Origin of the sequence: Enterobacter sp. BNK-34, from assembly GCF_048684445.1 — a bacterium.
Classification (GTDB): domain Bacteria; phylum Pseudomonadota; class Gammaproteobacteria; order Enterobacterales; family Enterobacteriaceae; genus Enterobacter; species Enterobacter pseudoroggenkampii.
The window spans coordinates 2,294,891-2,321,009 of sequence record NZ_JBLQUA010000001.1; the positions used below are offsets into that span (position 1 = coordinate 2,294,891).

Annotated in this window: 26 protein-coding genes; 10 read left to right on the forward strand and 16 right to left on the reverse strand. The window is 56.8% G+C overall.

Annotation, left to right across the window (positions count from 1 at the left end):
* Nucleotides 1-26 precede the first annotated feature (26 nt).
* The 3 genes from ACMGG5_RS11075 to tesA are packed head-to-tail and all read right to left on the reverse strand — an operon-like array spanning nt 27 to nt 2,362.
* Entirely contained in the window at nt 27-881 is an 855-nt protein-coding gene (locus ACMGG5_RS11075) for a co-chaperone YbbN (protein WP_420277839.1), read from the reverse strand.
* A 58-nt stretch (nt 882-939) separates the two neighbouring features.
* Nucleotides 940-1,710 carry an SDR family oxidoreductase gene (locus ACMGG5_RS11080; protein ID WP_014882827.1) on the reverse strand — a complete coding sequence of 257 codons (771 nt, stop codon included), beginning with the start codon at nt 1,708-1,710 and terminating at the stop codon, nt 940-942.
* A 28-nt stretch (nt 1,711-1,738) separates the two neighbouring features.
* The gene (gene tesA / locus ACMGG5_RS11085) at nt 1,739-2,362 is read right to left on the reverse strand and encodes a multifunctional acyl-CoA thioesterase I/protease I/lysophospholipase L1 (protein ID WP_032646200.1); all 624 of its coding nucleotides are present in this window, start codon (nt 2,360-2,362) and stop codon (nt 1,739-1,741) included.
* On the opposite strand from tesA, the gene ybbA reads away from it, so the two are divergent.
* From ybbA to ACMGG5_RS11100, 3 genes are all read left to right on the forward strand, one after another.
* Nucleotides 2,333-3,019, forward strand: coding sequence for a putative ABC transporter ATP-binding protein YbbA (gene ybbA, locus ACMGG5_RS11090; protein ID WP_090418247.1), 687 nt, complete (start codon nt 2,333-2,335; stop codon nt 3,017-3,019). The two genes, tesA and ybbA, sit on opposite strands and share 30 nt — an antisense overlap.
* A complete protein-coding gene (ybbP, locus tag ACMGG5_RS11095; RefSeq protein WP_090417972.1) occupies nt 3,016-5,430 on the forward strand; it encodes a putative ABC transporter permease subunit YbbP in 2,415 nt (804 codons plus the stop codon). Before ybbA ends, ybbP begins: the two co-directional genes overlap by 4 nt.
* Nucleotides 5,431-5,613: 183 nt before the next feature.
* Nucleotides 5,614-6,759, forward strand: a complete 1,146-nt coding sequence (locus ACMGG5_RS11100; RefSeq protein ID WP_024906872.1) for a porin — start codon at nt 5,614-5,616, stop codon at nt 6,757-6,759.
* 125 nt (nt 6,760-6,884) lie between these two features.
* On the opposite strand, the gene mnmH is transcribed toward ACMGG5_RS11100, so the two are convergent.
* From mnmH to ppiB, 6 genes are all read right to left on the reverse strand, one after another.
* Nucleotides 6,885-7,955 (reverse strand): tRNA 2-selenouridine(34) synthase MnmH, encoded by a 1,071-nt coding sequence (mnmH, locus tag ACMGG5_RS11105; RefSeq protein WP_420277840.1) that lies wholly within the window; start codon nt 7,953-7,955, stop codon nt 6,885-6,887.
* Between the two features lie 84 nt (nt 7,956-8,039).
* Nucleotides 8,040-9,107 (reverse strand): 5-(carboxyamino)imidazole ribonucleotide synthase, encoded by a 1,068-nt coding sequence (gene purK, locus ACMGG5_RS11110; RefSeq protein ID WP_024906874.1) that lies wholly within the window; start codon nt 9,105-9,107, stop codon nt 8,040-8,042.
* The gene (purE, locus tag ACMGG5_RS11115; RefSeq protein WP_290094546.1) at nt 9,104-9,613 is read right to left on the reverse strand and encodes a 5-(carboxyamino)imidazole ribonucleotide mutase; all 510 of its coding nucleotides are present in this window, start codon (nt 9,611-9,613) and stop codon (nt 9,104-9,106) included. Before purE ends, purK begins: the two co-directional genes overlap by 4 nt.
* 171 nt (nt 9,614-9,784) lie before the next feature.
* Nucleotides 9,785-9,994 (reverse strand): YdgH/BhsA/McbA-like domain containing protein, encoded by a 210-nt coding sequence (locus tag ACMGG5_RS11120; protein WP_024906875.1) that lies wholly within the window; start codon nt 9,992-9,994, stop codon nt 9,785-9,787.
* A 136-nt stretch (nt 9,995-10,130) separates the two neighbouring features.
* The gene (gene lpxH, locus ACMGG5_RS11125) at nt 10,131-10,853 is read right to left on the reverse strand and encodes a UDP-2,3-diacylglucosamine diphosphatase (RefSeq protein WP_024906876.1); all 723 of its coding nucleotides are present in this window, start codon (nt 10,851-10,853) and stop codon (nt 10,131-10,133) included.
* 3 nt (nt 10,854-10,856) lie between these two features.
* The gene (gene ppiB, locus ACMGG5_RS11130; protein WP_008499327.1) at nt 10,857-11,351 is read right to left on the reverse strand and encodes a peptidylprolyl isomerase B; all 495 of its coding nucleotides are present in this window, start codon (nt 11,349-11,351) and stop codon (nt 10,857-10,859) included.
* Nucleotides 11,352-11,525: 174 nt separating this feature from the next.
* Here ppiB and cysS point away from each other — a divergent pair, with 174 nt between their 5' ends.
* Nucleotides 11,526-12,911, forward strand: a complete 1,386-nt coding sequence (gene cysS, locus ACMGG5_RS11135) for a cysteine--tRNA ligase (protein WP_032646206.1) — start codon at nt 11,526-11,528, stop codon at nt 12,909-12,911.
* 89 nt (nt 12,912-13,000) lie between these two features.
* Here cysS and ACMGG5_RS11140 read toward each other — a convergent pair whose 3' ends face one another.
* From ACMGG5_RS11140 to folD, 5 genes are all read right to left on the reverse strand, one after another.
* Complete coding sequence (locus tag ACMGG5_RS11140) at nt 13,001-13,528, reverse strand: metal-dependent hydrolase (protein WP_420277841.1); 528 nt, start codon at nt 13,526-13,528, stop codon at nt 13,001-13,003.
* Nucleotides 13,529-13,601: 73 nt separating this feature from the next.
* Nucleotides 13,602-14,618, reverse strand: a complete 1,017-nt coding sequence (malI, locus tag ACMGG5_RS11145) for a Mal regulon transcriptional regulator MalI (protein ID WP_061715843.1) — start codon at nt 14,616-14,618, stop codon at nt 13,602-13,604.
* 83 nt (nt 14,619-14,701) lie between these two features.
* Nucleotides 14,702-16,201: a PTS transporter subunit EIIC gene (locus tag ACMGG5_RS11150; RefSeq protein ID WP_024906880.1), complete on the reverse strand. Its 1,500-nt coding sequence runs from the start codon at nt 16,199-16,201 to the stop codon at nt 14,702-14,704.
* 285 nt (nt 16,202-16,486) lie between these two features.
* Nucleotides 16,487-16,699 carry a ribosome-associated protein YbcJ gene (ybcJ, locus tag ACMGG5_RS11155; RefSeq protein ID WP_023310640.1) on the reverse strand — a complete coding sequence of 71 codons (213 nt, stop codon included), beginning with the start codon at nt 16,697-16,699 and terminating at the stop codon, nt 16,487-16,489.
* Between the two features lies 1 nt (nt 16,700).
* Entirely contained in the window at nt 16,701-17,567 is an 867-nt protein-coding gene (gene folD, locus ACMGG5_RS11160) for a bifunctional methylenetetrahydrofolate dehydrogenase/methenyltetrahydrofolate cyclohydrolase FolD (RefSeq protein WP_008499332.1), read from the reverse strand.
* 309 nt (nt 17,568-17,876) lie between these two features.
* Here folD and fimA point away from each other — a divergent pair, with 309 nt between their 5' ends.
* The 6 genes from fimA (at nt 17,877) to sfmF (ending at nt 23,888) form a co-directional block, all read left to right on the forward strand.
* A complete protein-coding gene (gene fimA, locus ACMGG5_RS11165) occupies nt 17,877-18,440 on the forward strand; it encodes a type 1 fimbrial major subunit FimA (protein WP_023310641.1) in 564 nt (187 codons plus the stop codon).
* 68 nt (nt 18,441-18,508) lie between these two features.
* Entirely contained in the window at nt 18,509-19,054 is a 546-nt protein-coding gene (gene fimI / locus ACMGG5_RS11170; protein ID WP_023310642.1) for a type 1 fimbrial protein subunit FimI, read from the forward strand.
* 34 nt (nt 19,055-19,088) lie between these two features.
* The gene (fimC, locus tag ACMGG5_RS11175) at nt 19,089-19,781 is read left to right on the forward strand and encodes a type 1 fimbria chaperone FimC (protein WP_061715842.1); all 693 of its coding nucleotides are present in this window, start codon (nt 19,089-19,091) and stop codon (nt 19,779-19,781) included.
* Nucleotides 19,782-19,795: 14 nt separating this feature from the next.
* Complete coding sequence (locus ACMGG5_RS11180) at nt 19,796-22,357, forward strand: fimbrial biogenesis usher protein (protein WP_032646210.1); 2,562 nt, start codon at nt 19,796-19,798, stop codon at nt 22,355-22,357.
* Nucleotides 22,350-23,357 carry a type 1 fimbria D-mannose specific adhesin FimH gene (gene fimH / locus ACMGG5_RS11185; protein WP_024906884.1) on the forward strand — a complete coding sequence of 336 codons (1,008 nt, stop codon included), beginning with the start codon at nt 22,350-22,352 and terminating at the stop codon, nt 23,355-23,357. Before ACMGG5_RS11180 ends, fimH begins: the two co-directional genes overlap by 8 nt.
* A 9-nt stretch (nt 23,358-23,366) precedes the next feature.
* The gene (gene sfmF / locus ACMGG5_RS11190) at nt 23,367-23,888 is read left to right on the forward strand and encodes a fimbria assembly protein (RefSeq protein WP_032646212.1); all 522 of its coding nucleotides are present in this window, start codon (nt 23,367-23,369) and stop codon (nt 23,886-23,888) included.
* 51 nt (nt 23,889-23,939) lie between these two features.
* Here sfmF and fimZ read toward each other — a convergent pair whose 3' ends face one another.
* Together fimZ and ACMGG5_RS11200 are read right to left on the reverse strand one after the other, a co-directional pair.
* Entirely contained in the window at nt 23,940-24,572 is a 633-nt protein-coding gene (fimZ, locus tag ACMGG5_RS11195) for a fimbria biosynthesis transcriptional regulator FimZ (RefSeq protein ID WP_024906886.1), read from the reverse strand.
* Nucleotides 24,573-25,372: 800 nt separating this feature from the next.
* A complete protein-coding gene (locus ACMGG5_RS11200; RefSeq protein WP_048991448.1) occupies nt 25,373-26,101 on the reverse strand; it encodes a helix-turn-helix transcriptional regulator in 729 nt (242 codons plus the stop codon).
* Nucleotides 26,102-26,119 lie beyond the last annotated feature (18 nt).

Sequence of the window (26,119 nt, forward strand, 5' to 3'; positions counted from 1 at the left end):
CGTTAGCGCCACCGGGCATTTTTTTGTTAGTAGAGCAACGCGTACAGCTGACGACGATACTTCGACGCCAGCGCGTCTCCGGTGCCCAGCGCGGTCAGGATCTCTTGGAACATCTTGCGCGCCTGACCGTCTGCGGCAGCGAGATCCTTTTGCAGATGACTGAACAGCAACTCCAGCGCCTCTTCGTTACGCCCTACCTGGTGCAGCTGCAGCGCCAGCTGGCTTGCCAGCGCGGCATCCGCCGGGTTGTCGGCAACCTGCTGCTGCAGCTGCTGAATTTCCGGGGTGTCCGCCGCCTGTTTCAGCAGCTCAATTTGTGCGACCAGCCCCTGATAGCGGGTATCCTGATCCTGCAGCGGAACGGTCTTGAGTACGGCTTCCGCGTCTTCTGAACGGTGCAGGGCGATCTGCGTTTCCGCCAGCAGCAGGCCAATCTGGCTGTTTTGATTCGACAGCTGCCACGCCTCTTTGAGCAGCGGCAGCGCCTCGTCGTATTTGCCTTCCTGCATCAGCGCCATGCCTTCCTGCGCCTTCAGCTCTTCTTCGCGCGGCAGCACTTTATCCAGCAGGGCGCGGATAGCCTCTTCCGGCTGCGGCCCCTGGAAGCCGTCAACAGGCTGACCGTTCTGGAACAGATAGACGGTGGGAATGGCGCGCAGGCCAAACTGGGATGCCACCATCGGCTCGGCGTCGCAGTCCAGCTTCGCGAGAATGAACTGACCGTTGTACTGGGCGGCAAGGCTTTCCAGCACCGGCGTCAGCTGCAGGCAGTGTTGGCTGCGTTCAGACCAGAAGTAGAACAGGACCGGTTTGGTCATCGACTGTTCAAGGGTCTGTTGCAGGTTAGCTTCTGTAATATTGACGATATTCTGTACGGACATGCGGCTTTCTCTTTTGTCGGTTTGTTCTTTACATGGGGATGCGCGTCGTCGCTTCAACTCAGCCGTGTAAAATTTTGTCCATCATCCGGCCCGGCAGCAGGCGTTTTAACCAGCCTACCGCATGGGTGACCAGCGTCACCGGATAGCGCATTTTGGGATGTTCGCTCTCAAAAGCATGGCGCACTTTGGCCACCACCGCCTCTGGCCCGAGGGTAAAACGTGCGGCAATGCCGGGGTTCTCGACCGGTTTATCCGCCTGCGTCTGGTTCACGTTTTCGGTAAAGCGGGTGCGAATTGGGCCGGGTTCAATCAGGCTGACCTTAATGCCGCTGTGGCGTAGCTCCATGCGCAGGGCGTCGGACCAGGCCTCCAGCGCATATTTGCTGGCGGCGTAGGCGCCGCGTCCCGGGGTGGAAATCAGCCCCATCACCGACGACGTCATCACGATGCGTCCTTCACCGTGCGGCAGCATGGCGGGAAGCAGGCGCATGGTGAGCTGATGCACGCCGAAGAAATTGGTCGAAAACTGCTTCTCCAGCGTTTCGCGGGACAGAGTATCCAGCGGGCCATATACACCGTAGCCGGCATTGTTAAACAGCCCGTACAGACGATTGTCGGTCAGCGCGATCACCTCATCGGCGGCGCGCTCAACGCTCTCCGGCGAGTCCATATCCAGCAGCACGCCGGTAAAGCCCAGCCCGTTCATGCGTTCGACATCGTCGGGTTTGCGGCAGGCCGCCAGGACCCGAAACCCCTGGCGCTTTAATTCGAGCGCGCTTTCCAGACCGATTCCGCTGGAACATCCTGTAATTAAGACCGATTTTTGCATAACTTTACCTGTCAGGATCTCCGCTTAATCAGGAGTCATGTTTAACTAAAGGAGCCAGCCGCGTTGCCATCCAGTCGGCAATAAACGGCTGCGCATCGCGATTGGGGTGGATCCCGTCGTCTTGCATCCACTGGGGTTTGAGATAGACCTCTTCCATGAAAAATGGCAGCAGCGGAATATCAAACTCTTTGGCAAGCTTAGGGTAGATCGCGCTAAAGGCCTCATTATACCGACGACCGTAGTTGGCGGGCAGGCGAATTTGCATCAGCAGCGGCTGGGCGTTTGCCGCCCTGATGTCCTGCAAAATGGTGCGCAGCGTATTCTCCGTTTGCTGAGGCTGGAAACCGCGCAGGCCATCATTACCGCCAAGCTCAACCAGCACCCACCGTGGCTGATGCTGTTTGAGCAGCGCAGGCAGGCGCGACAGGCCCTGCTGCGAGGTATCACCGCTGATGCTGGCGTTGATTACAGACGTTTTGCTCTGCCATTTTTCATTGAGCAGGGCGGGCCAGGCCGCGCTGGCCGCCATGCGATAGCCTGCGCTCAGGCTGTCGCCAAGAACCAGTAACGTGTCCGCTGCCGCCGCGCGGAAGGTCATCAGAATCAAAAACAGGAAGGGCAAATGCCAGCGGAAAACAGTGTTGAAGTTCATCATCTTAAGAAGTCCGTCGGTCAGGGGGAACACGAGCTTTCCATCCTTACTGGAGTTGAACTCGTTGTCAAACGCGCTGAAACCATCGCGCTGATTGGCGAATCCGGTTCCGGTAAGTCCACGCTGCTGGCGATTTTGGCCGGTCTGGACGACGGCAGCAGCGGCGAGGTCCACCTTGTCGGGCAGCCGCTGCACCAGCTTGATGAAGAGTCGCGGGCGGCGCTGCGCGCGCGTCACGTGGGTTTTGTCTTCCAGTCCTTCATGCTGATCCCGACCCTGAACGCCCTGGAAAACGTCGAGCTCCCGGCGCTGTTGCGCGGGGAAAATAGCCGTGAAAGCCGCGCTCACGCGAAGGCGCTGCTGGAACAGCTCGGTCTGGGGAAACGTCTCGACCATCTTCCCGCGCAGCTTTCTGGCGGTGAGCAGCAGCGCGTGGCGCTGGCGCGGGCGTTTAACGGTCGCCCGGAAGTGCTGTTTGCCGATGAGCCTACCGGTAACCTTGACCGTAAAACCGGCGACAGGATTGCCGACCTGCTGTTTTCGCTCAACCGCGAGCACGGCACCACGCTGATCCTCGTGACCCACGATCCGCAGCTCGCCGCCCGCTGCGACCGTCGCCTGCGGCTGGTTAACGGTATTCTTCAGGAGGAGGCATGATTACCCGCTGGTTCTGGCGCGAGTGGCGCTCGCCCTCGCTGCTGATTGTCTGGCTGGCGTTAAGCCTGGCGGTGGCCTGCGTGCTGGCGCTCGGCAGCGTCAGCGACCGGATGGAAAAAGGGCTCAGCCAGCAGAGCCGGGAGTTTATGGCGGGGGACCGGGCGCTGCAAAGCTCCCGCCCCGTGCCGCCGGGCTGGATTGACGAAGCGCGTAAAGAAGGGCTGAAGGTGGGGGAGCAGGTAAGCTTCCAGACCATGACCTTTGCGGGCGACACGCCGCAGCTGGCGAGCGTCAAGGCCGTCGATGACATCTACCCGATGTACGGTGACTTGCAGACCCGCCCGCCGGGATTAAAGCCCACGCCCGGTACGGTGCTGCTGGCATCGCGTCTGATGGCGCTGCTGAATCTGAAACCCGGCGACAGTATCGACGTCGGCGACGCCACCCTCAAAATTGCCGGGGAAGTGGTACAGGAACCTGACTCTGGGTTTAACCCGTTCCAGCTTGCGCCGCGCCTGCTGATGAACACCGCGGACGTAGCAGCAACCCATGCGGTACAGCCGGGCAGCCGCGTTACCTGGCGCTATAAGTTTGGCGGCACGCCTGCCCAGCTTGACGCATATGAAAAATGGCTTCTGCCGCAGCTCAAACCGGAACACCGCTGGTACGGGCTGGAGCAGGACGAGGGGGCGCTCGGTAAATCTCTGGAGCGCTCTCAGCAGTTCCTGCTGCTGTCGGCCCTGTTGACCCTGCTGCTGGCGGTGGCGGCGGTGGCCGTGGCGATGGGGCACTACTGCCGCAGCCGCTACGACCTGGTGGCGATCCTCAAAACCCTGGGGGCTGGCCGGGCGCAGCTGCGCAAGCTGATTGTCGGTCAGTGGCTGATGCTGCTGGTCCTGTCCGCGCTGACCGGCGGAATAATGGGGCTGCTGTTTGAAAAACTGCTGATGGTGATGCTGAAACCGGTGCTACCGGCCGCACTGCCGCCGGCCAGCCTCTGGCCGTGGCTATGGGCAATCGGCGCGATGACGGTAATTTCGCTGCTGGTAGGGCTACGCCCTTACCGACTGCTGCTCGCCACGCAGCCGCTGCGCGTGCTCCGCAGCGATGTGGTGGCGAACGTCTGGCCGCTGAAGTTCTACCTTCCGGTGATTATTGCGGTGGCGGTGGGGCTGCTGGCGTGGCTGATGGGGGGCAGCACGCTGCTTTGGGCGGTACTGGCCGGGGCGGTTGTGCTGGCGCTGCTGTGCGGCGTGCTGGGCTGGATACTGCTCAATGTCCTGAAGAGGCTGACGGTAAAATCCCTGCCCGTGCGCCTGGCGGTCAACCGCCTGCTGCATCAGCCCTGGTCAACGCTCAGCCAGTTGTCGGCCTTTTCGCTGTCATTTATGCTGCTGGCGCTGCTGCTGGTGCTGCGCGGCGATCTGCTCGATCGCTGGCAGCAGCAGCTTCCCCCGGAAAGCCCGAACTTTTTCCTGATCAATATTGCCCCAGAACAGGTCACTCCGCTAAAGGGTTTCCTGTCGGAGCATCACATTATCCCTGAGTCGTTCTATCCCATCGTTCGCGCGCGTCTGACGCAGATCAACGGGCAGCCAACGGAGGGGAACAAGGACGAGTCGCTTAACCGCGAGCTGAACCTGACCTGGCAGGAGAAACGCCCTGACCACAACCCGATAACCGCTGGCACCTGGCCGCCAAAAGCGGGGGAAGTGTCGATGGAGGAGGGGCTGGCGACGCGCCTGAACGTGAAGCTTGGGGACAGCGTGACCTTTACCGGCGATACCCAGGATTTTACCGCGAAGGTCACCAGCCTGCGTAAAGTTGACTGGGAAAGCCTGCGGCCAAACTTCTTCTTTATCTTCCCGCCGGGGGCGCTGGACGGTCAGCCGCAGAGCTGGCTGACCAGCTTCCGCTGGGAAAACGGCAACGGCATGCTGACCCAGCTTAACCGGGAGTTTCCGACGGTCAGCCTGCTGGATATTGGAGCGATCCTGAAGCAGGTAGGGCAGGTTCTGGAGCAGGTGAGCCGCGCGCTGGAGGTCATGGTGGTGCTGGTGACGATCTGCGGCGTGCTGTTGCTGCTGGCCCAGGTGCAGGTAGGCATGCGCCAGCGCCATCAGGAGCTGGTGGTCTACCGCACGCTGGGGGCCGGAAAGCGGCTGCTGCGGATGACGCTCTGGAGCGAGTTTGCGCTGCTGGGGCTGGTGGCGGGTCTGGTGGCAGCCATTGGCGCAGAGACGGCGCTGGCGGTGTTGCAGACAAAAGTCTTCGACTTCCCGTGGGAGCCTGACTGGCGTCTCTGGTTGATCCTGCCTCTCTGTGGCGCTGTGCTGCTTTCACTCTGCGGAGGCTGGCTCGGCACGCGGCTGTTAAAGGGCAAAGCCCTGTTCCGTCAGTTCGCGAGTTGATTTAGCACGGTGAAAGTTACGCACCGGTTTCAAATGCCGGTGCGTAGTGTTTAAAAAGCACAAAGTGATAATACCCACTCATTTAGTAGCACAAAACATTAAAAACCCGACCACACAGCCCGATTATTTCCAGTTAATATTCACCCGCTAAATATTTAGCAGCGTGTCTATTAAGGAAAAATAATGACTATAAAAAAATCAGCGCTGGCGGCAACGATCGGCGCGGCAGTGGCATTGACTACCTTCGCTTCTCAGGCGGAAATCACCGTTCTTAAGCAGGATCCTCAGGCGGGTAACCCGCTGAGCCGCCTGAACTTCACCGTGGGTGGGAGTATCCGTCCACAGTTCAACATGATGACTGGTGACGGCGACAAAGGTTCTTACAAGCGTAACGGCTTCGACGGTGGCACCCGTTTCCGTTTCGCAGCAGATTACTACCTGTTTGATGACATCAGTTGGGTAAGCTACTACGAGCTGGGCGTGAACTTCCCTGCAATGTTCAACTGGGACAACCACTACAGCGAAAGCGACCACGACACGACGCGTCGTATGCTCTACACCGGTCTGAAGAGCGACACCTGGGGTACGCTGACCTTCGGTCAACAGAACAGCGTTTACTATGATGTGGTGGGCGCGAAAACCGATATCTGGGACTACGACATGATCGGTCAGGCACCAGGTAACGGGATCAAAGGCGATTACGACGGCTCTTACCGTTCACGTAATATGCTGAAATATAAGAAAACCGTGGGCGATGCTGACATTTATGCATCCTACCTGTTTGAAGACAGCGAATACCTGCCGGGCAACGGCCTGCGCTACAAGCGTAAAGGCGGCGGTTCACTGGGTCTGGATTACCACCTGACCACCGATCTGACCTGGGGCGCCGCGTGGAACTACACCCGTGCGGATATGCGTAACCCGGCCAATGGCGACAGCAAAACCTACGACCAGAACATCCTCGGTACCGCGCTGAGCTGGACCCCGGACAACTGGACATTCTCCGTTGGCGGCGGCTGGTATCAGAACTTCATGACCACCAAAAAAGTGTCTGTTAACGACTACTTCGCCGGTGATGCATGGGGTATTGAATACTTTGCGGGCTACAAGTTCCCAATTGGTCAGTATGCGGTTAAATCTATCCAGCCTTACTTCATGGGCGACCGTATTGACTACGTGAATGGCCGCAACTACCAGCGCATCGACAACGGCGTGGGTATCAGCTTCCAGCTGGATTACGGTTTCCGCGTGGACTACGAGCACGTGTTCACCTCCAGCACCGACGACCTGGGCGACATGAACCTGGTGCGTCTGCGTTACGACTTCTAAGTGATCTTGTAGGGTGCGGCCTGATGCCCTCACCCTGACCCTCTCCCACGGGGAGAGGGAACAAACATTAAAAACGGCAACCCTGGTTGCCGTTTTGCTTTTACCTCGCCACCCGGCTTTATTTTTCAGCGATCAAGCCACTCAGCAATTTCTTCGTACGTCCCGCGATACACAATCTTCTCCGCCTTTTTCTCCAGCTGATAGCCGTACATCGGGTCGTAATAGTCGTTCAGGAGCGGTACAAGCCAGCTGAAGTGCGCGTCCGTGCTGCCAGAACGCTGCTGTTCCAACAGCGCGGAATCTAACAGCGCGGTGAATTCTGCGTGCCGCTGCAGCCCCAGACGGCGGCGAATGGCGAACAGGCCGTGATGCAGGTACTCGCTGTATTCTTTCCAGCCTGCTTCCTCGCCGTAGGCGGCAGAAAAATCCGCCCACATATGGTCGAAATACTCTTCGCGCAGGCGTTCAAGACGGATCTCAAATGGATCCTCTACCACCACGATAGGCGCTTCAACCATGCGGTCACGCAGGCACTCCGGCAGGTGGTTAGAGCCAATCATCCGGCCTTCATCTTCCAGCACCCAGCGCGTGGCGTCTTTTTTCAATAGCTCAACCGCAAGGTGGTTTTCAAAGCTCGCCTGGGAAAGCTGCGGCGTGAGCGTGCGGCCAAACGACGAACCGCGATGGTGCGCCAGCCCTTCCAGATCGATGCCCTGTGCGTGCTGCTTCACCAGCAGGGTTTTACCGTTTCCGGTACAGCCGCCGATAAGCACTATCGGCTTTTGTGACTGCTCAATCGTCACCTGAATCGCCGTCTGGCGCAGGGCTTTATAGCCGCCGCGGATCAGCGGGTAGTCGATGCCCGCCTCTTTAAGCCAGGCCTGCGAGATATGCGAGCGCTGACCGCCGCGCGCGCAGCAGAGAAAGCCCTCAGGATGGGCAAGGCTGGCTTCCCGCCAGGCGTTTATACGTGTCTCACGCGTCTCGCCGTTCACCAGGCTATGGCCAAGCGCCAGCGCGGCCTCGGGGCCCTGGCGTTTATAGCAGGTGCCGACGGCGGCGCGTTCGTCGTCATTCATCAACGGCAGGTTAATGGCGGCGGGCATCGCACCCTGGGCAAATTCGATCGGCGCGCGAACGTCGATTAAAGGGGTATCAGACGCGAGGATCGCGCGATAGTCCGTTCCATCGTTCATGGTTAATCCAGAAGAAAACTCAGCAGCAATGGGCGGGGATTGTACGCCGGGGAAGGGGAAGGTCAACTCCCCGGCGCAGATGTCTTACTTGAGCTTTGACTGTGCCCAGACGATGCCGCTCGCATATTCCGGCGGCAGGAGAGGGATCATGGCTTCCAGGGTGGCGCTCAGGCGGCCCGTGTCGCTGTCGTTCAGGTTCAGGTGACCGACCTTACGACCCGCGCGAACCTCTTTGTCATACCAGTGCAGATGCACCAGCGGCAGCTTCAGCCAGTCGTAGTTCAGATCGGTGCCGATCAGGTTGATCATCACCGACGGGCTGTCCACCACCGGCTGCGGCAGCGGCAGGTCGGTGATCGCGCGCAGGTGCAGTTCGAACTGGCTGATGGACGCGCCGTTCTGCGTCCAGTGGCCGCTGTTGTGTACGCGCGGCGCAAGTTCGTTGATCAGCAGACCGGACGGGGTGATAAAGCACTCCATCGCCATGACGCCCACATATCCGAGTTCGTGCATGATGGCAGAAAGCATCTCTTCTGCCTGCGCCTGCTGCTCAGCATTGGCGTGCGGGAAGGCGACGCTGGTGCGCAGAATACCGTCCTGATGCAGGTTATGCGTCAGCGGATAAAAGACGGTATGTCCGTCGTGCCCGCGTGCGCCAACCAGCGACACTTCACCGCTAAAGTTGATGCCCTGCTCAACGATGCATTCGCCGTAGCAGTCGTCCGGCAGCTCGGCAGTGTCGTCTGCGCGCAGACGCCACTGGCCACGGCCGTCGTAGCCGCCCACGCGGCGCTTCACGATTGCCAGCTCGCCCAGCATCGCGAAAACATCATTCCACTCGCTTTTATCGGACAGGAGCTGCCACGGCGCGGTCGGCAGGCCGAGCTTGTCGAACAGCTGCTTTTGCGTCAGACGGTCGGCAATGATCGGGAACACGTCGCGGTTCACGAAGGCGTTATGACGCGCCAGTTCGCGGGTCAGCGCGGTTTCCGGCCAGCGTTCGATCTCGGCGGTGATCACGCTCTGGTGGAACGGTACCGCTTCCGGCTCGGCGTCCAGCCCGACGGGCCAGACGGCAATACCCAGCGGCTCACCGGCCTGACGCAGCATGCGGCCTAACTGGCCGTTACCGAGGACGCAAACCTGCTTCATGCCGCACCCCGCGGGTCCGGATTGTCCAGCACTTCGTCGGTCTGGGCTTTACGCCAGGCTGCCAGACGCTGATGTAACGCTTTATCGTGCGTCGCCAGGATCTGCGCGGCCAACAGGGCAGCGTTCGCCGCGCCCGCTTTGCCAATCGCCAGCGTGCCGACGGGAATACCGCGCGGCATCTGGACGATGGAGTAGAGGCTGTCCACACCGCTTAACGCGGCGCTTTGTACCGGGACGCCCAGAACCGGCACCAGGGTTTTGGCGGCAATCATGCCCGGCAGGTGTGCTGCGCCGCCCGCACCGGCAATGATCACCTCATAACCGTTCTCTTCGGCGCTTTCGGCGAAGCTGAACAGTTTGTCCGGTGTACGGTGCGCGGAGACCACTTCGACGTGGTGCGGAACATTCAGGATTTCAAAGATTTCGGCGGCGAACTGCATGGTAGCCCAGTCGCTTTTGGACCCCATCACGATGGCGACACGCGCCGGATTATTGCGGGAAGACATGCGTCTTAAAACTCCTGTGGTGCGAAACACACTGCTTTCGAGGGCACAGAGAATAGCATGTTATACGGGCAAGGAAAACGGTTGCGCGGTTAAATCTTGAGCCGTTGTTGCCATCAATTCATAACAAAACAGACCGCATTCTGGCGGTCTGTTTTTGTCGAAGGGCAATCATTATTTCGTCAGTTCTGCGGTCATATACACGCGGTTGTCGACCTTCGCGCTGGTGATTTTGTAAGACGCGCCCTGTTCAGCAGCCTGTGCAGCAATTTTCGCTTCTGCGCGGTCAAGGGTTGAACCGGTTGCGCTGACGCTCTGCGCGAAAGCGCCGAAGGAAGCCAGGGAAAGAGCGGTAACTGCAACGAAAGTTTTGATGGATTTCATGGTCGTATTCCTTAAGTAATTTATCTGGGATAGGGCGTGCTGCCCTGATGTGATAAATAATAGGCCGACCACGGGCTGATTAAAATCGAAACAATTTGCCAATATTGTTCAAAAAAATAGAATGAACTGTAAGGGGTTAAAACGGAAAAGCGATCAGCTCCACACCCTCTGGCGTGACTTTGACCATGGATCCTTCTGAGTGCCATGCACCCAACACCACGCGATGGGCCGGTTCGCCGTTGGCGATAAGGGAATGCACGTCTGGACGATGGGTATGCCCGTGGATCAACCACTGAACGCCATGTTTTTCCATCACGTTGACCACCGCGTGAGGATTAACGTCCATGATGGTCATGGATTTGCTGCTGTTGGCGGCTTTACTGCCCGCGCGCATTCTGGCGGCGATGCGGTTGCGGATAAACAGCGGCAGGGCAAGGAACACCTTCTGGATCCACGGGGTGTGGACTTTAGCGCGAAACGCCAGGTAGCCGGTATCGTCGGTGCAGAGCGTGTCGCCGTGCATGATCAGCACCTTGCGGCCGTAGAGGTCGAGCACCTGTTCTTCCGGCAGCAGCGTCATGCCGCTTTCACGGGCGTAGCGCTTGCCGATCAGGAAATCACGGTTGCCGTGAATGAAGTAGCAGGGGACGCCGGAATCCACCAGCGCTTTAATGGCCGAAGCCATTTCACGGTGCAGCGGGTTAGGATCGTCGTCGCCAATCCAGGCTTCAAAGAGGTCGCCCAGGATGTACAGCGCATCGGCGCTTTTCGCTTCACCGCGTAAAAAACGCAGAAAACCGGCGGTTATCGCCGGTTCTTCTGTTTGCAGATGCAGATCCGCAATAAAGAGTGTCGCCACGAATTACTCGCTGACGGTCACGCTTGTAATCACAACGTCTTCTTTCGGAACGTCCTGGTGCATACCGCTGCGGCCAGTAGAGACGGCTTTGATCTTGTCAACCACGTCCATACCTTCAACCACTTCTGCGAATACGCAGTAGCCCCAACCCTGCAGGCTTTCGCCGGAGAAGTTCAGGAAGTCGTTGTCCGCCACGTTAATGAAGAACTGCGCGGTTGCAGAGTGAGGTGCCTGAGTACGCGCCATCGCCAGCGTGCCGCGGGTGTTTTTCAGGCCGTTGTTCGCTTCGTTCTTGATCGGCTCTTTAGTGGCTTTCTGGTTCATGCCAGGTTCGAAACCGCCGCCCTGGATCATAAAACCGTTGATCACGCGGTGGAAAATGGTGTTGTTGTAGAAACCTTCGCGGCAGTAGTCCAGGAAGTTTTTAACTGTTTCAGGCGCTTTGTCATCAAAGGTTTTGATTACGATATCGCCATGATTAGTGTGGAAAGTAACCATTTTTGCATCCTGTTCCGTTATTGTGGTACGTCGACCCGCGTTCGGGTCATCTATAGGGGCTTGTTATAGCATAACCACAGGATGCGATCACCTTGCATTGTGTGCTGCTTCGGGTTTGAATTACGGGTAGAATAACCGGTTTTCAACCACACACGTGTTTACATGGAATCTTCGATGTTAAAAATCTTTAATACAATGACGCGCCAAAAAGAGGAATTTAAACCTATCCATGCCGGGGAAGTCGGCATGTACGTGTGTGGTATTACGGTTTACGATCTCTGTCACATTGGCCATGGCCGTACCTTTGTCGCTTTTGACGTGGTGTCACGCTACCTGCGTTTTCTGGGCTATACCCTGAAATACGTGCGTAATATCACCGACATCGACGATAAAATCATCAAGCGCGCTAATGAGAACGGCGAAAGCTTTGTCGCGCTGGTGGATCGCATGATCGTTGAGATGCACAAAGATTTCGATGCTCTGAATATTCAGCGCCCGGACAGCGAGCCGCGCGCGACTCACCATATTCACGAAATCATCGAGATCACCGAAAAGCTGATCGCACGCGGTCACGCCTACGTTGCGGACAACGGTGACGTGATGTTCTCGGTGCCAACGGACCCAACCTACGGTTCGCTTTCCCGTCAGGATCTGGATCAGCTCCAGGCTGGTGCCCGTGTCGACGTGGTTGACGTGAAGCGTAACCCGATGGACTTCGTGCTGTGGAAGATGTCCAAAGAGGGGGAGCCAAGCTGGCCATCCCCGTGGGGCGAAGGCCGTCCGGGCTGGCACATTGAGTGTTCCGCGATGAACTGCAAACAGCTGGGCAAGCACTTCGACATTCACGGCGGCGGTTCAGACCTGATGTTCCCGCACCACGAAAACGAAATCGCGCAGTCCACCTGCGCCCACGGCGGCGAGTACGTGAACTACTGGATGCACTCCGGGATGGTAATGGTTGACCGCGAGAAAATGTCGAAATCGCTGGGTAACTTCTTTACCGTGCGTGATGTGCTGAAATATTACGACGCGGAAACCGTGCGCTACTTCCTGATGTCCGGCCACTATCGCAGCCAGCTGAACTACAGCGAAGAGAACCTGAAACAGGCGCGCTCGGCGCTGGAGCGTCTGTACACCGCGCTGCGCGGTACCGACAGGTCTGTTCCTGCTGCAGGCGGCGAAGCGTTCGAAGCACGCTTTGTTGAGGTGATGAACGACGACTTCAACACCCCGGAAGCCTACTCCGTGCTGTTCGACATGGCACGCGAAGTGAACCGCCTGAAGTCAGAAGATATGGCGGCGGCGAATGCGCTGGCGTCTCATCTGCGTAAGATCTCTTCCGTGCTCGGCCTGCTGGAGCAGGATCCGGACGTGTTCCTGCAGAGCGGTGCGCAGGCGGATGACGGCGAAGTGGCGGAAATTGAAGCGTTGATTAAAGCGCGTCTGGAAGCGCGTCAGGCGAAAGACTGGGCGGCGGCCGATGCGGCGCGTAACCGTCTGACCGAGATGGGCATCATTCTGGAAGACGGCCCGCAGGGTACCACCTGGCGCCGTAAGTAATTTTCCCCTCACCCTAACCCTCTCCCACAGGGAGAGGGAATTGTTAGGTTTTCTCCCTCTCCCTGTGGGAGAGGGTCGGGGTGAGGGCATCAGCGCGCACGTTTTCTCCACCACAGTAACCCCATCAGCACAACCCCCGGCAGCCACACCCACAGCAGTTCTGAAATAATCACCTGATGCCCGTACGGCGTGGTATAGCGTGAGAGCGCAAACGGCGCGACCTTAATCACCTGCCACGGCGCAAAGAAGCGTTCATCTGACCACGGCCACAGCCAGCCGACGCCTTTTCCGCCTGTGGTAATCGAATCCAGCAGGCTGTGCGACAGCAGTGATACCGTTAAAAACAGCCAGCACCGCGTCAGGCTGGCCCTGAACCATCGTCGTCCAGTCAGCACGCAAAGTATCGGCACCGCAAAGGCGAACAGCAGGGAGTGGGTAAAGCCGCGATGGCCGAAAACATTTCCATACGCGACGCCGAACTTAAACGCCAGCACGTCGGCGTCCGGCAGCATGGCGAGAACAATCCCGGCAAACAGCAGGCGGGGTGGGATAACTTTTGTCCCCAGGCCTAAGCCCAGACAAAGCGGAACAGCAGCGTGCGTAATAACGGTAGGCATTGACATTATCCATGGCAAATCATGGAAATATAGCAGTAAACCCGCGCCAGCAGACCCGCGTCAAATTCTTATTTTACGCCGACTCGCGCGCGATAAGCTGCCCGGAAAGCGTAATGCGCTGGGTTTGCAGCGTCGGCTCCTTTAGCGTGCGAATAATCAGCCCGGCAGCCTGACGCCCCGTCTCTTCGCTGGCGGATGAGACATAGGTAAATGACGGCGAGGTGAGGTTTACGTGGAGCATATCTTCGAAACCGACCAGCGCGACCTGCTGTGTTAAAAACACATCTTTACCCACCGTACGCCCGACCTGATGAATACCGGAGATGGAGCCGATCATGGCATCCGGCGAGTGGCAGAGCAGGGCGGTGATAGTATTGTTTTTTTCCAGCAGCTGGCGGGTGGCGAAACCCGCGGCCAGGGTGTCATCGCTGCAGGCCGGAGAGTATTCATCGCGCCAGACCAGCCCGTTTTGCGCCATCGCGCTGCGAAAACCGAGCAGGCGCTGTTCGCGGATAAGGCAGCCTTCGCGTCCGCCAATGTAGGCGATATTGCGATGACCGCGCTCGATAAGATAACGCACCGCCAGACTGGCCGCCTGCCGGTTATCGCGCATCACCAGATTGCATTTTTCATCCAGCAGCGACTGAGAGACCACCACCAGCGGTAGCGGGCAGCGGCGAATCTGTTCCGGTAGGGTAGAGGTGCGGGTATCCGAGGCCAGATAGATCACCCCGGCGACGCCCTGCTGCTTAAACGACAGCAGGCAGCGCTCAAGTTGGTCATGGTCGTTCTGGGGCTGTCCGAGAAAAACCATATACCCCTGTTTTTCAAGATCCTGAACGATACTCGCCATCACCTTGATGGAGAAACTGTCGCTAAAGTCACGGAGGATCAGGCCAATCAGATTGGACGTATTGGCGCGGAGGTTGGCAGCGGCAACGTTATGAACATAGCCCAGCGTATTGATGGCAGCGTTGACCTTCTCGATCGTTGCCTCTGAGATTTTCCCTTTCTGGCGCAGCACCAGCGAGACGGTTGAAACCGACACACCCGCGTGCTTTGCGACATCAATAATGCTGACTTTCTTCAAAACCGCTCCCTGAAATTTACCGATTATCAGCCAGATAAAACACGCCTCCCAGCGTACAGGAGACGTGTCGTTCAGGCATCTTATTATTTGCCGATCATGGTGGACATGGTCTGGGCGATAAACTGTGCTCTGGCACCGAAAATCACCTGAATACCGTTGTCGCCGACAAAGACCACGCCGCGCGCGCCGAGTCCGTTCAGGCCGTCTTTATCCACCACCTCGCTTTTTGTCACTTCCAGGCGAAGACGGGTGATACAGGCGCCGACGGAGTCGATGTTATGCGCCCCGCCCAGCAGGGTGATGATCTCGGTCGCGAGTTCAGAATCCGATTTCTCATCCGCGTTGGCGGTCACTTCAGTGCGGCCCGGCGTTTTCACGTCGAAACGACGGATCACAAAGCGGAACGTGAAGTAATAAATCAGGCCCATTGGAATGCCGATGATAATGGCGCTCAGGAAGTGGGTCTGGTAGCCGTTAAACGACGGCAGGATCCCGAATGACAGATAGTCGATAAAGCCCGCAGAGAACGACTTGGCGATATGCGCATGCAGCAGGTACATGGTCATGTAGGCCAGACCCGCCATGATGGCGTTAAAGACGTACAGAATCGGTGCCACGAAGATAAAGGTAAACTCAACCGGTTCGGTGATCCCGGTCAGGAAGCAGGTGAGCGCCGCGGAGAACAGAATACCGGCCGCGATTTTCTTATTCTTCGTATGGGCTTCGTGATACATCGCCAGGCACGCGGCGGGCAGCGCGAACAGCATCAGCGGGAATTCACCCTGCATGAACTTACCGGCGTTCTGGTAGGTGTCGCTGCTGAAGGATTTCACCCCCTCTTCTAGCATTTTGAACCAGATGGTCTGGTCGCCATGGATCACCTGGCCTGCCTGGGTGGTGTAATCTCCAAACGAATACCAGAACGACGGATACCAGATGTGGTGCAGACCGAGCGGGATCAGCGCACGTTCCACCAGACCGAAGATAAAGGTCGACGCCGCCTGATTATCGCCGTTCACCACCACGGAGAGCGCGTCGATACCGGCCTGGATATGCTGCCAGACGTACGGCAGCAGCAGCCCCATCAGGAACGAGAGGAACGCCGTTGCAATTGCCACGAAGCGCTTGCCGGAAAAGAAGCCCAGGAACTCCGGCAGTTGCATGGTGTGGAAGCGGTTATAGCACCAGGCCGCGAGAATACCGCAGATTAGGCCGCCGAAGACGCCCATCTGCAGCGTCGGAATGCCCACCACCATGGCGTATTTCCCGCCCTGGGAGGCCATTTCCGGCGTGATGCTCAGCACGGTGCTGATGGTGATATTGGTGACAAACACCGAAACGGCCGCAGACAGCGCCGCGATGCCGGATTCTGATGCCAGACCCACGGCGGAGCCAATGGCAAACAGCATTGGCAGGTTATCAAAAATAACCCCACCCGCGTTCATCATCAGCGGCAGATGGAACTTATCGCCGAAGGCCAGCAGCAGGCCCGCAGCGGGAAGCAGTGAAATTGGCAGCATTAAGGCGCGACCAATCATCGATAACTTAGACAGCGATTTAACAAACCCTGATATCAGACTCATGCTGATTTCCCCCGAGTAGCGCTTTTTTTGGCGCTGTTATTGTAAGTAGAACGTTTTAGTAGAACGTTCTACTTATCGTGGGCAAAGAGTGAAAAACGCGCAACTGAATTTTCACGTTTCAACAGATGAAATAGTGATTATTTGAAGTTGATCGATAAATAACCGTGATGGGTGTGAGGGGATGCTGAGAGAAATTGCCGGGTGGCGGCTTCGCCTTACCCGGCCTGGAAACGGCGTTCGGACTGTTCCCTCTCCCCTTTGGGGAGAGGGTTAGGGTGAGGGGGCTCAGGCCGTCACGGTTACGCTCTGGCCTTCAAAGCTCACGGTCTGGCCCGCGACAATCTTGCAGCGCTTGCGCGTTTCTACCACGCCGTCGACTTTCACCCGCCCGTCGGCGATAACGATTTTCGCCTGCGCGCCGCTTTCGCTCCAGCCTTCCAGCTTGAGCAGATCGCACAGCTCAACGTGCGGATGTTTACCTAATGAAAAAGTCGCCATCTTACGCGTCCTCTACGTCGTGATATTCTTCGCATGCCTGCAAAGTATTCTGAATCAGCGTTGCGACGGTCATTGGACCTACGCCGCCCGGTACGGGGGTAATGTAAGAGGCGCGCGCGGCGGCATCTTCATACACCACGTCGCCAACCACTTTGCCGTTTTCCAGACGGTTAATCCCGACGTCCACGACGATTGCACCCTCTTTAATCCACTCGCCCGGAATAAAGCCCGGCTTACCGACCGCGACGATCAGCAGATCGGCATTTTCGACGTGATGACGCAGGTTCTTGGTGAAGCGGTGGGTCACGGTGGTGGTGCAGCCGGCCAGCAGCAGCTCCATGCTCATCGGACGGCCCACGATGTTAGAGGCACCAATCACCACGGCGTTCAGGCCGTAGGTGTCGATGTTATAACGCTCCAGCAGCGTCACGATACCGCGCGGCGTGCACGGGCGCAGACGCGGCGCACGCTGGCACAGGCGGCCAACGTTGTACGGATGGAAACCGTCCACGTCTTTATCCGGTGCGATACGCTCCAGCACCTTCACGTTGTCGATACCTGCTGGCAGCGGCAACTGAACCAGAATGCCGTCGATCTCTTTATCGGCATTCAGAGTGTCAATAAGTTCCAGCAGTTCTGCTTCGCTGGTGGTTTCCGGCAAATCGTAAGAGCGGGAGACGAAGCCGACCTCTTCACACGCTTTGCGCTTGCTGCCGACATAAATCTGCGATGCCGGGTTGCTGCCAACCAGCACAACGGCCAGCCCGGGGGCGCGTTTTCCGGCGGCTTTACGCGCCTTCACTTTTTCCGCGACCTCAGAGCGCACCTGCTGCGCAATCGTTTTACCGTCAATAATCTTTGCTGCCATCAGAGAGAAGATTCCGTCTGTAACGTTCGAAAGGGGGGATGCGTGTATTTTGTCAGAAGCGAGCCTCGCTGTCAGTCACCCTTTACGCGTTTTTATCAGCAAGACGCAAAAACCCTTCTTAAGGGATGGTCAATTTCTTAGGCGGGATTAGGATGTGACCTGGCGAAATGGCAGCGTTTTGACATATTTAAAAATCGCCTCCTGAGCTACTTTGTCTCCTCCGAAATAAGCTTTCAATTACTCAATTGAACGTATTTCTTATTCCCGATTATTCGCGGGAAGGGTTATTTACATTTTAAAGGAATAGACATGAAACTCAGCAACATTGCTTCTACTGTTATTGCAACTTTGGCCCTGGTTGCGGGTGCCGCAAATGCAGCAGATCCTGCTGCGCCGGTTTCCGTAAATGGCGGTACCGTACATTTTAAAGGTGAGCTGGTTAATGCCGCTTGTTCAGTAAATACTGATTCTTCCGAGCAGACCGTTAATCTGGGTCAGTATCGCACCGCGAAATTTACTAAAGTGGGCGACACCACCTCTAATATTCCATTCAACATTGAACTGAATGATTGCGATCCGCTGGTTGCCAAAACTGCAGCTGTTGCGTTCACCGGTCAGATCGACCCAACCGACAAAACCCTGCTGGCCGTGACCTCCGGTAACAACGACAACACCGCGAAAGGCGTGGGTATCGAGATCCTCGACAGCAAATCCAGCGTTCTGACCCCAGACGGTGCGACCTTCTCTGCTGCGCAGACGCTGATCGAAGGGACAAACACCCTGAAGTTCACCGCGCGTTATAAATCAACGGCTGCGACTACCGAGCCGGGCCAGGCGAACGCTGACGCCACCTTCGTAATGAAATACGAATAATTCCTCCGCACAGGGATGTTCAGGCCTCAGGGACGAGGCCCGTCATACGCTATTGCCAGGAACGAAGGATGACAAGGACAGGAACACTACTGCTGTTAACCCTTGCGATGGCTTGCCCGGCATCGGCGCATACCGTGGTGATTGAAGGCGGCAAGGTTCATCTCCGGGGTGAACTGGTGAACGGCGGCTGCGCCGTGGCGCCCGACAGCCAGAATATGCGCATCGATATGGGGCAGTACCGAACCAACTCATTTTCCGGCGTGGGCAGTTTTTCCACGGTGAATGTGCCGTTCACCGTGCGGCTGCTGGACTGCAGCGTGGATGTTTCGCGCACCGTGGGGATCCAGTTTCAGGGCGTCACACCCGCAGAGGATCCGCAGGTCTTTCTGGCGACATCGCGGCCGGGTGAAACGCCTGTCAGCAGCGGCGTTGGGCTGGCGCTCTTTGACGAGCAGCAGCGTCAGATTATCCCGAATGCCACGGCCGTCAGCTGGCTGCCGATCGATACCCGCGAGCTTGCGTTCCATTTTAGCGCCCGCTATCGGGCTATTTCCGAACACCTCGAGCCAGGCAAAATTCAGTCGGATGTCTGGTTTACGTTGATTTATCCATAACACCTGCGAACATATTATTAAAGGTACGGTTGTGATGAATACCCTAATTAAACCAGGACTTTTTTTATCGTTTATTTTGATGATGGTTTCTGCCTGCGCAAATGCATCCGGCGGTATTGCGCTGGGGGCCACGCGTGTTATTTATCCCGCAGAGGCGAAGCAAACGTCGCTGGCGATCACCAACAGCAACAAACAGGAACGCTATTTAATTAACGCGTGGATCGAAAATGCGAACGGGCAAAAAGAAAAAACCTTTGCCGTCACGCCGCCCCTGTTTGTTAGCGAGCCGAACAGTGAAAACACGCTGCGTATTATTTACGCCGGGCCGGCGCTGCCTGCCGACCGCGAATCGCTGTTTTACATGAACGTGAAGGCGATCCCGTCAGTGAACAAAGCCAAAACGGAAAACAATAACGTGCTGCAGCTGGCGATCCTCTCACGCATCAAGCTGTTTGTACGCCCTAACAACCTGGCGATGCAGCCGGAAGAGGCGCTTTCCCAGCTGCGGTTCGAACGCGCGGGTAACCACCTCAAAGTTAGCAACGCGTCCCCGTATTACATCACCCTCGTCAATCTGAAGCTGGGCGGGCAGCAGCTGGATAACCTGATGGTTGCGCCGAAAAGCTCGGCTCAGCAGGTGCTGCCAGCCGGTGCCAGCGGTACGCTTTCCTGGCAGAGCGTGAATGACTACGGTGCCATCACCCCGGCGCGTAGCGTCAACCTGTGAGCAGAGTCAGGGCGATGAAAAACCACCAGAGACGTTACTGCCCGGTTGCGCTGGCGCTGATGGCTGCGCTCTGGCCGCAGGCTGGCTGGAGCGAAAGCTATTTCAACCCGGCCTTTTTGTCCGACGACACCGCCAGCGTGGCGGATTTGTCGCGTTTTGAACAAGGACACCAGCAGGCACCCGGCGTTTATCGCGTGGATATCTGGCGCAACGATGAGTTTATCGGTACCCAGGACGTGCGTTTTGAGCAGGCCGAGAACACGCCGCCGGTGGCGGGCGGTTTGTCGGCGTGCATTACGCGCGCGATGCTTGACCGCTTTGGCGTCAACGTTGCGGCGTTTCCCGAGCTGGCTAAGGTGCAGGGCGAGACCTGCGTTCCGCTGGCTACGGCCATACCCGGCAGCGAAACGGTATTCAACTTCGCCTCACAGCGTCTGGACGTCAGCCTGCCGCAGGTGGCGTTGCAGAACAGCGCCCGGGGGTATATTCCGCCCGAACAGTGGGATGAAGGCATTCCCGCCGCGCTGGTGAACTACAGCTTCACCGGTAACCGGGGAAGCGAAGACGACAGCTACTACCTCAACCTGCAGAGTGGGTTGAACTATGGCGCCTGGCGCTTGCGTAACAACGGCGCATGGCGGTACACGCAGAATAACGGGCAGCGTCACAGCGAGTGGCAGAATATTGGCACCTGGGCGCAGCGCACCGTCATCCCGCTTAAAAGCGAACTGGTGCTGGGCGACAGCAATACCGGGAATGACGTTTTCGACAGCATGGGGTTCCGCGGCGGGCGGCTCTTCTCGTCTGACAGCATGTACCCGGACAGCATGCAGGGCTACGCGCCGACCGTGCGCGGGATCGCCCGTACGCCCGCCAAAGTGGTGGTTCGCCAGAATGGCTACGTTATCTATCAAAGCTATGTCCAGCCGGGCGCATTTGCCATTACCGATCTTAACCCGACCTCCTCAAGCGGTGACCTGGAGGTCACGGTCGAAGAGAAAGACGGCACCCAGCAGCGCTATACCGTGCCGTACTCCACCGTGCCGCTTCTGCAGCGTGAAGGGCGCTGGAAGTACGACCTCGTCGCGGGGGATTACCGCAGCGGTAACAGCGATCAGGATACGCCGTTCTTCACCCAGGGAACCCTGATTACCGGTCTTGCCAACGGTTACACGCTCTACGGCGGGACACAGCTGGCGTCACGCTATACCGCGGTGGCCGTCGGAGCCGGAAAAAACCTGGGCGACTGGGGCGCGGTTTCGCTCGATATCACCCACGCCCGCAGCCAGCTTGCGGACGACAGCAAGCATGAAGGGCAGTCTCTGCGCTTCCTCTATGCGAAATCCCTTAACGGCTTCGGCACCAACTTCCAGCTGCTGGGCTACCGCTACTCCACAAAAGGCTTTTACACCCTCGACGATGTCGCCTGGCGCTCAATGGAAGGCTATCAGTATGCCGATAGCCAGAACGATAACGATGTGCCAGACGTGCAGAGTTATCACAACCTGACGTGGAATAAAAAAGGCCGTTTCCAGCTCAACGTATCTCAGTCGCTGGGGGACTACGGCTCGGTCTATATCTCCGGCAGCGAGCAGACCTACTGGGGAACCGATGAGACGAACCTCTGGTACCAGTTGGGCTATGCGGGCGGCGTGAAGGGAATCAACTACTCCGTTTCGTGGTCGTGGAACAAATCCGTTGGGATAGACGGCACCGATCGGATCGCGTCATTTAACGTCTCCGTGCCGTTCAGCCTCTTTACCCGTCAGGGCTATCGCAGGGACAGCGCGATTGACCGCGCCTACGCTACGGCATCCGCCAGTCGAAACAGCGATGGCGACACAAGCTGGCAAACCGGCGTCAGCGGAACGCTGCTGGAGGACCGCAACCTGAACTACAGCGTGACCCAGGGACACACCAGCACCAACGGCGCAAGCGGAAGCGCCAGCGCCAACTGGCAGGCGACTTACGGCACATTGGGCGTGGGCTACAACTACAGCGACGATCAGCACGATCTCAACTGGCAGCTCTCCGGCGGGGTGGTCGGACACGCCGACGGCGTGACCTTCAGCCAGCCGCTGGGCGACACCAACGTGCTGATCAAAGCGCCGGGGGCATCAGGCGTCAGCATTGAAAACCAGACCGGGGTGAAAACCGACTGGCGAGGCTACGCGGTGATGCCGTATGCCACCGTCTATCGCTACAACCGCGTGGCGCTGGATACCAACACCATGAGCAACAACACCGATATCGAAAACAACGTGAGTAGCGTGGTGCCGACGAAAGGCGCGCTGGTGCGCGCCAGCTTTGATACCCGCATTGGCGTACGCGCTCTACTGACGGTGATGCGCGGTAACCAGCCCGTGCCGTTCGGCGCGGTGGTCCGTGAAACCCGAAGCGGTGTCACCAGCATGGTGGGGGATGACGGGCAAATTTACCTGAGTGGGCTGCCGCTGGAAGGCGAACTGCTGATCCAGTGGGGCGACGGGGCGCAGTCCCAGTGTCGCGCACCTTACAGCTTGTCTGAACAGAGCCTGCAACAGGCAATCACACTTAAGGGGATCAGCTGTGATTAAAACCCAAATCTTTGCCTTGTCGCTGCTGGCGTTACTGCCCGCGACAAACGCATTCGCTACCGTGTGCGTCAATGAGAAAGGCGTGCCGACGGAGGTGCATTACGACCTGACGGATAAATTTAATAGCTCGAATAACCAGATTGGACAGGTCGTAACGCTCAGCGAAAAATCGCAGTGGGTAGGGGTGAATGCCGTCTGCCCGAAGGGCACGACCGGGAACACCACCAAGCGCAGCTATGTGACGGATTACCCGATCACCGGGACCAGCGATGGCTACCAGTATCTGAAGCTGAACGACTATCTGGACGGGGCCATGAAAATCACGGACAGCTATGCTGGCGTGTTTTACCCGCCAAAAAGCTATATCCAGATGGGGAGCCATCCTAACGTCTCCAAAAACAAACCGTTTGGCGTTCAGGACTCCAGTCTTGTCTTCCGTCTTAAGGTGACCCGGCGTTTTATCAACATGGTGGTGATCCCGCGTGCCACCATGTTCCGCGTCTACGTCACCACTACCTCCTCCGATCCGCTAACCACGCCGGTCTATACCATTAGCTACAGCGGAACCATTCAGGTGCCGCAAAGCTGCGCCATTAATGCCGGTAACGTGGTGGAGTTTGATTTCGGTGACATTGGCGCCTCTTTGTTCAGCAAGGCGGGCGTGGGTAACAAGCCGGAGGGCGTCTCATCGCAAAGCAAAACCATTGCGATCAAATGCACCAACGTGGAGGCGAACGCCATGCTGACGATGCGCGTCGAGGCGGAAAAAGTCTCTGATAATGTGCTGGTGTCGGATAACCCGGACGTCGGGTTCATCATTGCCAACGAGAGCGGAGCGCCGCTCACGCCTAACAACCTGACAAGCAAAATTCCGTTCCGCCTTGACGACAGCGCGCAGGCGCAGGTGGGGATCCGGGTCTGGCCGGTGAGCGTGACGGGCAATAAGCCAGCGGAAGGGCGTTTCACCTCGCGCGGGTACTTGCGCGTGGATTACGACTAAGGAGCCAATATGCGAAACGGGATCCGTTTTATCACCGTAGCGCTTTTTGCGCTTTGCACACAGGCTCAGGCGGACACCGCGTTGGGCGAGATTAACATTCGGCTCTACGGCAATATCGTCGATTTTACCTGCGTTGCCGAGGGCAGCGACAGCGACAAGACCGTCACGCTGGGCACCTGGCCCACGAAACAGCTCAGCACCACCGGGAGCCGCACGCAGCCCATGCCGTTTACGCTGAAGCTGACCGGCTGCCCGCCGGGCGCGGCGTCCATTACGTTTTCGGGTAAAGCTGACGGGAGCAATAACGGTTTGCTGGCGCTCAATGACGCCAGTACAGCAAGTCATGTCGCGGTAGAGATCAGGGATGCGGATAAAACGCGTCTGGCTCTCCAGCAGGCCAGCCAGCCGGTGTCGGTTGATGCGCAGGGGAATGCGACATTGTCGTTTTATGCCAATTATATTGCCACCGCAGATAATCCTCAGCCCGGACGAGCCGATGCGGATGCCACCTTTATGATTAACTATAATTAGCACTGACCGCACTCCCTGCAGCTCAGATAAGCTGCAGGGAGTGAATTCAGGTTAAAGCAGTTCGTGCGCTTTGGCGTAATCAATTAATTCCACGATGCTTTGCACACCCAGCTTGGAATAAATATTGGATTTATGCGCGCTAATAGTTTTGTTGCTTAATAGTAGCTGTTCAGCAATTTCCTTATTGGATAATCCATTCGCCAGATACCGTAATACCGTGACCTCACGATTCGATAATGGCATATCTACTGCCATCCCTTTCCCTGAACCCAGGTGGTTTATAAAGTTCAGCGTTTCCGACGGGAAAAAGGAATAGCCCATCAGGATCATTTCTACGGCGTTGTAGATCTCACCCAAATCTTTCCGTTTGCTGACGAAGCCATTTGCCCCGGCGCGAATGGCGCGACCCGCGTAAAATAGCTCTGATTTAGACGAGAGGAACAGAACCTTAATCTCTTTGTTTAAGTTTCTGATTCTCTTAAGTAAAGCGAAAGCATCCGTGCCCGTGAGTTCAATGTCAAGGATCACCAGATCGATAGGGTGATTGCGGATACAGTCAAGGACTTCATGGCTATCGCCAGACTTGAGCTTGACTGCGATATTCTTATTTTTCTGTAGCAGGACTTCTATCGACATTCTGACGATAGGATGTTCGTCCATAATGATAACGGATGCCGGTTTCATTTTTAATGCCTCAGATTGTTAAAAGCGTTATGCAGAGTTTGGTAAAACTCTCGAAATGCCGGAAGGATATAATGTGCAGATCCCTATACCGTAGTATTTCCCTGGAAAGAGCGAAAGCATCCTTGTTTACGTAATGAAAAGAACTATGCCTCAGCGCGGTCATCTCATTAGGCTGGTGTTGGCAAAAAGGTTTTTCTTATTCAAATTTGGTACGCATCTTATTATACAGGGTAAGTTTTTTCCGAAAACCCTGTAAATTAATATCCGCGTATGGGTTTGTATTATCTTCTGGATCTGAATCACTATTTTTTTAAAATTAGCGGAAATATCCTATTATCTCATTTACCGCATATTTTCATCTTTATGTAATAACAAAAAATAACAGATATCTCTGTATGTTGATCAATTGTTAACAAAAATAGACATCATTTCTGGGGGCGAACCCGCGACGCGGAGGTTAAAAATTGCCCTCGCAGGCCGTCAGACCTTCATCCGAAAGTGCTTGCGTTGACCACGATAACGGCACCAGGTCCGCAGGAGAACATGCTACCCGCTTCGCTTTTTACTCCTGGACGTTGTCGCTAAGCTGCTTGTTTTTACATCATTATCATCTTGTTAACGCTATCTGCATTCGCTTAACGGATGGAGGAAAGTGCTGCCGTTCATTCAATTTATGGCATTTCACAAGGTTTACGCCCATAAATTAGGAATAGTTATAAATTCGATTTTATTGTTAAAAATTAACATTTATGTAACGCAATTGGTAAGTAAATTCCTAAACCGCTTTAGGAAATAAGGGGTTAGGACGTGAGTGAAAACGTGCAGTCTGAGAGGTTATTAAGAAGATGAAGCAATTCCTGGCGATGGCTCAGCCCCAGCTTCAGCAGGATGCAGCTGAGACGATAGATAATGCGGCTATAGGGGCGATTCTGCATCAGGGCAATCTGACGCAGCGTCTTGCCCCGTGAGAGCTCCTGCAGGATGGGCCATTCATTGCGTGAGAACCAGTCTTTGTCGGAACCCTGCGGGGGGCGGGTATCCAGCAGGCTGTGCTGGAGCGCGGCGGCGTTCAGTTGGCGTTCGAGCACATGAAAGGGACCTGCCGCTTTGCAGAAGAGGCGGGTGTCGTAATTATCGGCCCGGACTAACAGCCAGGGCGTCAGGTACGGAGGAAACAGGCTATGCCTTCTCAACTGATCCAGTTTCTCCAGCAGCCCCGTGGACCGGCTTTCTATATCCACGACCAGACGGGCGGAGGGCCACTGTGTCTGAGCGATAAGGGCGTCGTCCAGCGTGGCGTAGTCGCAGCAGCTGCTCAGAGGAAACTGCCCGTTGAGAAAGCCGGTGCGCAGGTAGTGATCCTCCGTCACCAGAAGGATAAAAGGGGCGTCTGTTTTGCGGGGCTGGCTGATGGACTGGCTCAAAAATTCGAGTCGGTCGAAAAAGGGGGGAGCAAAAGGTGAGCGCGTAAATCCCAGTGCATCACTTCCTGTACGCCGCCGCCGGTAACGGCGCACTGTCATTCGCATGGTCTCCCTCCTGGAAAT

What these genes read in the sequence shown, in the direction of transcription:
- ACMGG5_RS11075 (WP_420277839.1), bottom strand. Translation starts at nt 881, where the DNA reads ATGTCCGTACAGAATATCGTCAATATTACAGAAGCTAACCTGCAACAG.
- ACMGG5_RS11080 (WP_014882827.1), bottom strand. Translation starts at nt 1,710, where the DNA reads ATGCAAAAATCGGTCTTAATTACAGGATGTTCCAGCGGAATCGGTCTG.
- ybbA (WP_090418247.1), top strand. Translation starts at nt 2,333, where the DNA reads ATGCCAGCGGAAAACAGTGTTGAAGTTCATCATCTTAAGAAGTCCGTC.
- tesA (WP_032646200.1), bottom strand. Translation starts at nt 2,362, where the DNA reads ATGAACTTCAACACTGTTTTCCGCTGGCATTTGCCCTTCCTGTTTTTG.
- ybbP (WP_090417972.1), top strand. Translation starts at nt 3,016, where the DNA reads ATGATTACCCGCTGGTTCTGGCGCGAGTGGCGCTCGCCCTCGCTGCTG.
- ACMGG5_RS11100 (WP_024906872.1), top strand. Translation starts at nt 5,614, where the DNA reads ATGACTATAAAAAAATCAGCGCTGGCGGCAACGATCGGCGCGGCAGTG.
- mnmH (WP_420277840.1), bottom strand. Translation starts at nt 7,955, where the DNA reads ATGAACGATGGAACGGACTATCGCGCGATCCTCGCGTCTGATACCCCT.
- purK (WP_024906874.1), bottom strand. Translation starts at nt 9,107, where the DNA reads ATGAAGCAGGTTTGCGTCCTCGGTAACGGCCAGTTAGGCCGCATGCTG.
- purE (WP_290094546.1), bottom strand. Translation starts at nt 9,613, where the DNA reads ATGTCTTCCCGCAATAATCCGGCGCGTGTCGCCATCGTGATGGGGTCC.
- ACMGG5_RS11120 (WP_024906875.1), bottom strand. Translation starts at nt 9,994, where the DNA reads ATGAAATCCATCAAAACTTTCGTTGCAGTTACCGCTCTTTCCCTGGCT.
- ppiB (WP_008499327.1), bottom strand. Translation starts at nt 11,351, where the DNA reads ATGGTTACTTTCCACACTAATCATGGCGATATCGTAATCAAAACCTTT.
- cysS (WP_032646206.1), top strand. Translation starts at nt 11,526, where the DNA reads ATGTTAAAAATCTTTAATACAATGACGCGCCAAAAAGAGGAATTTAAA.
- ACMGG5_RS11140 (WP_420277841.1), bottom strand. Translation starts at nt 13,528, where the DNA reads ATGCCTACCGTTATTACGCACGCTGCTGTTCCGCTTTGTCTGGGCTTA.
- ACMGG5_RS11150 (WP_024906880.1), bottom strand. Translation starts at nt 16,201, where the DNA reads ATGAGTCTGATATCAGGGTTTGTTAAATCGCTGTCTAAGTTATCGATG.
- ybcJ (WP_023310640.1), bottom strand. Translation starts at nt 16,699, where the DNA reads ATGGCGACTTTTTCATTAGGTAAACATCCGCACGTTGAGCTGTGCGAT.
- folD (WP_008499332.1), bottom strand. Translation starts at nt 17,567, where the DNA reads ATGGCAGCAAAGATTATTGACGGTAAAACGATTGCGCAGCAGGTGCGC.
- fimA (WP_023310641.1), top strand. Translation starts at nt 17,877, where the DNA reads ATGAAACTCAGCAACATTGCTTCTACTGTTATTGCAACTTTGGCCCTG.
- fimI (WP_023310642.1), top strand. Translation starts at nt 18,509, where the DNA reads ATGACAAGGACAGGAACACTACTGCTGTTAACCCTTGCGATGGCTTGC.
- fimC (WP_061715842.1), top strand. Translation starts at nt 19,089, where the DNA reads ATGAATACCCTAATTAAACCAGGACTTTTTTTATCGTTTATTTTGATG.
- ACMGG5_RS11180 (WP_032646210.1), top strand. Translation starts at nt 19,796, where the DNA reads ATGAAAAACCACCAGAGACGTTACTGCCCGGTTGCGCTGGCGCTGATG.
- sfmF (WP_032646212.1), top strand. Translation starts at nt 23,367, where the DNA reads ATGCGAAACGGGATCCGTTTTATCACCGTAGCGCTTTTTGCGCTTTGC.
- fimZ (WP_024906886.1), bottom strand. Translation starts at nt 24,572, where the DNA reads ATGAAACCGGCATCCGTTATCATTATGGACGAACATCCTATCGTCAGA.
- ACMGG5_RS11200 (WP_048991448.1), bottom strand. Translation starts at nt 26,101, where the DNA reads ATGCGAATGACAGTGCGCCGTTACCGGCGGCGGCGTACAGGAAGTGAT.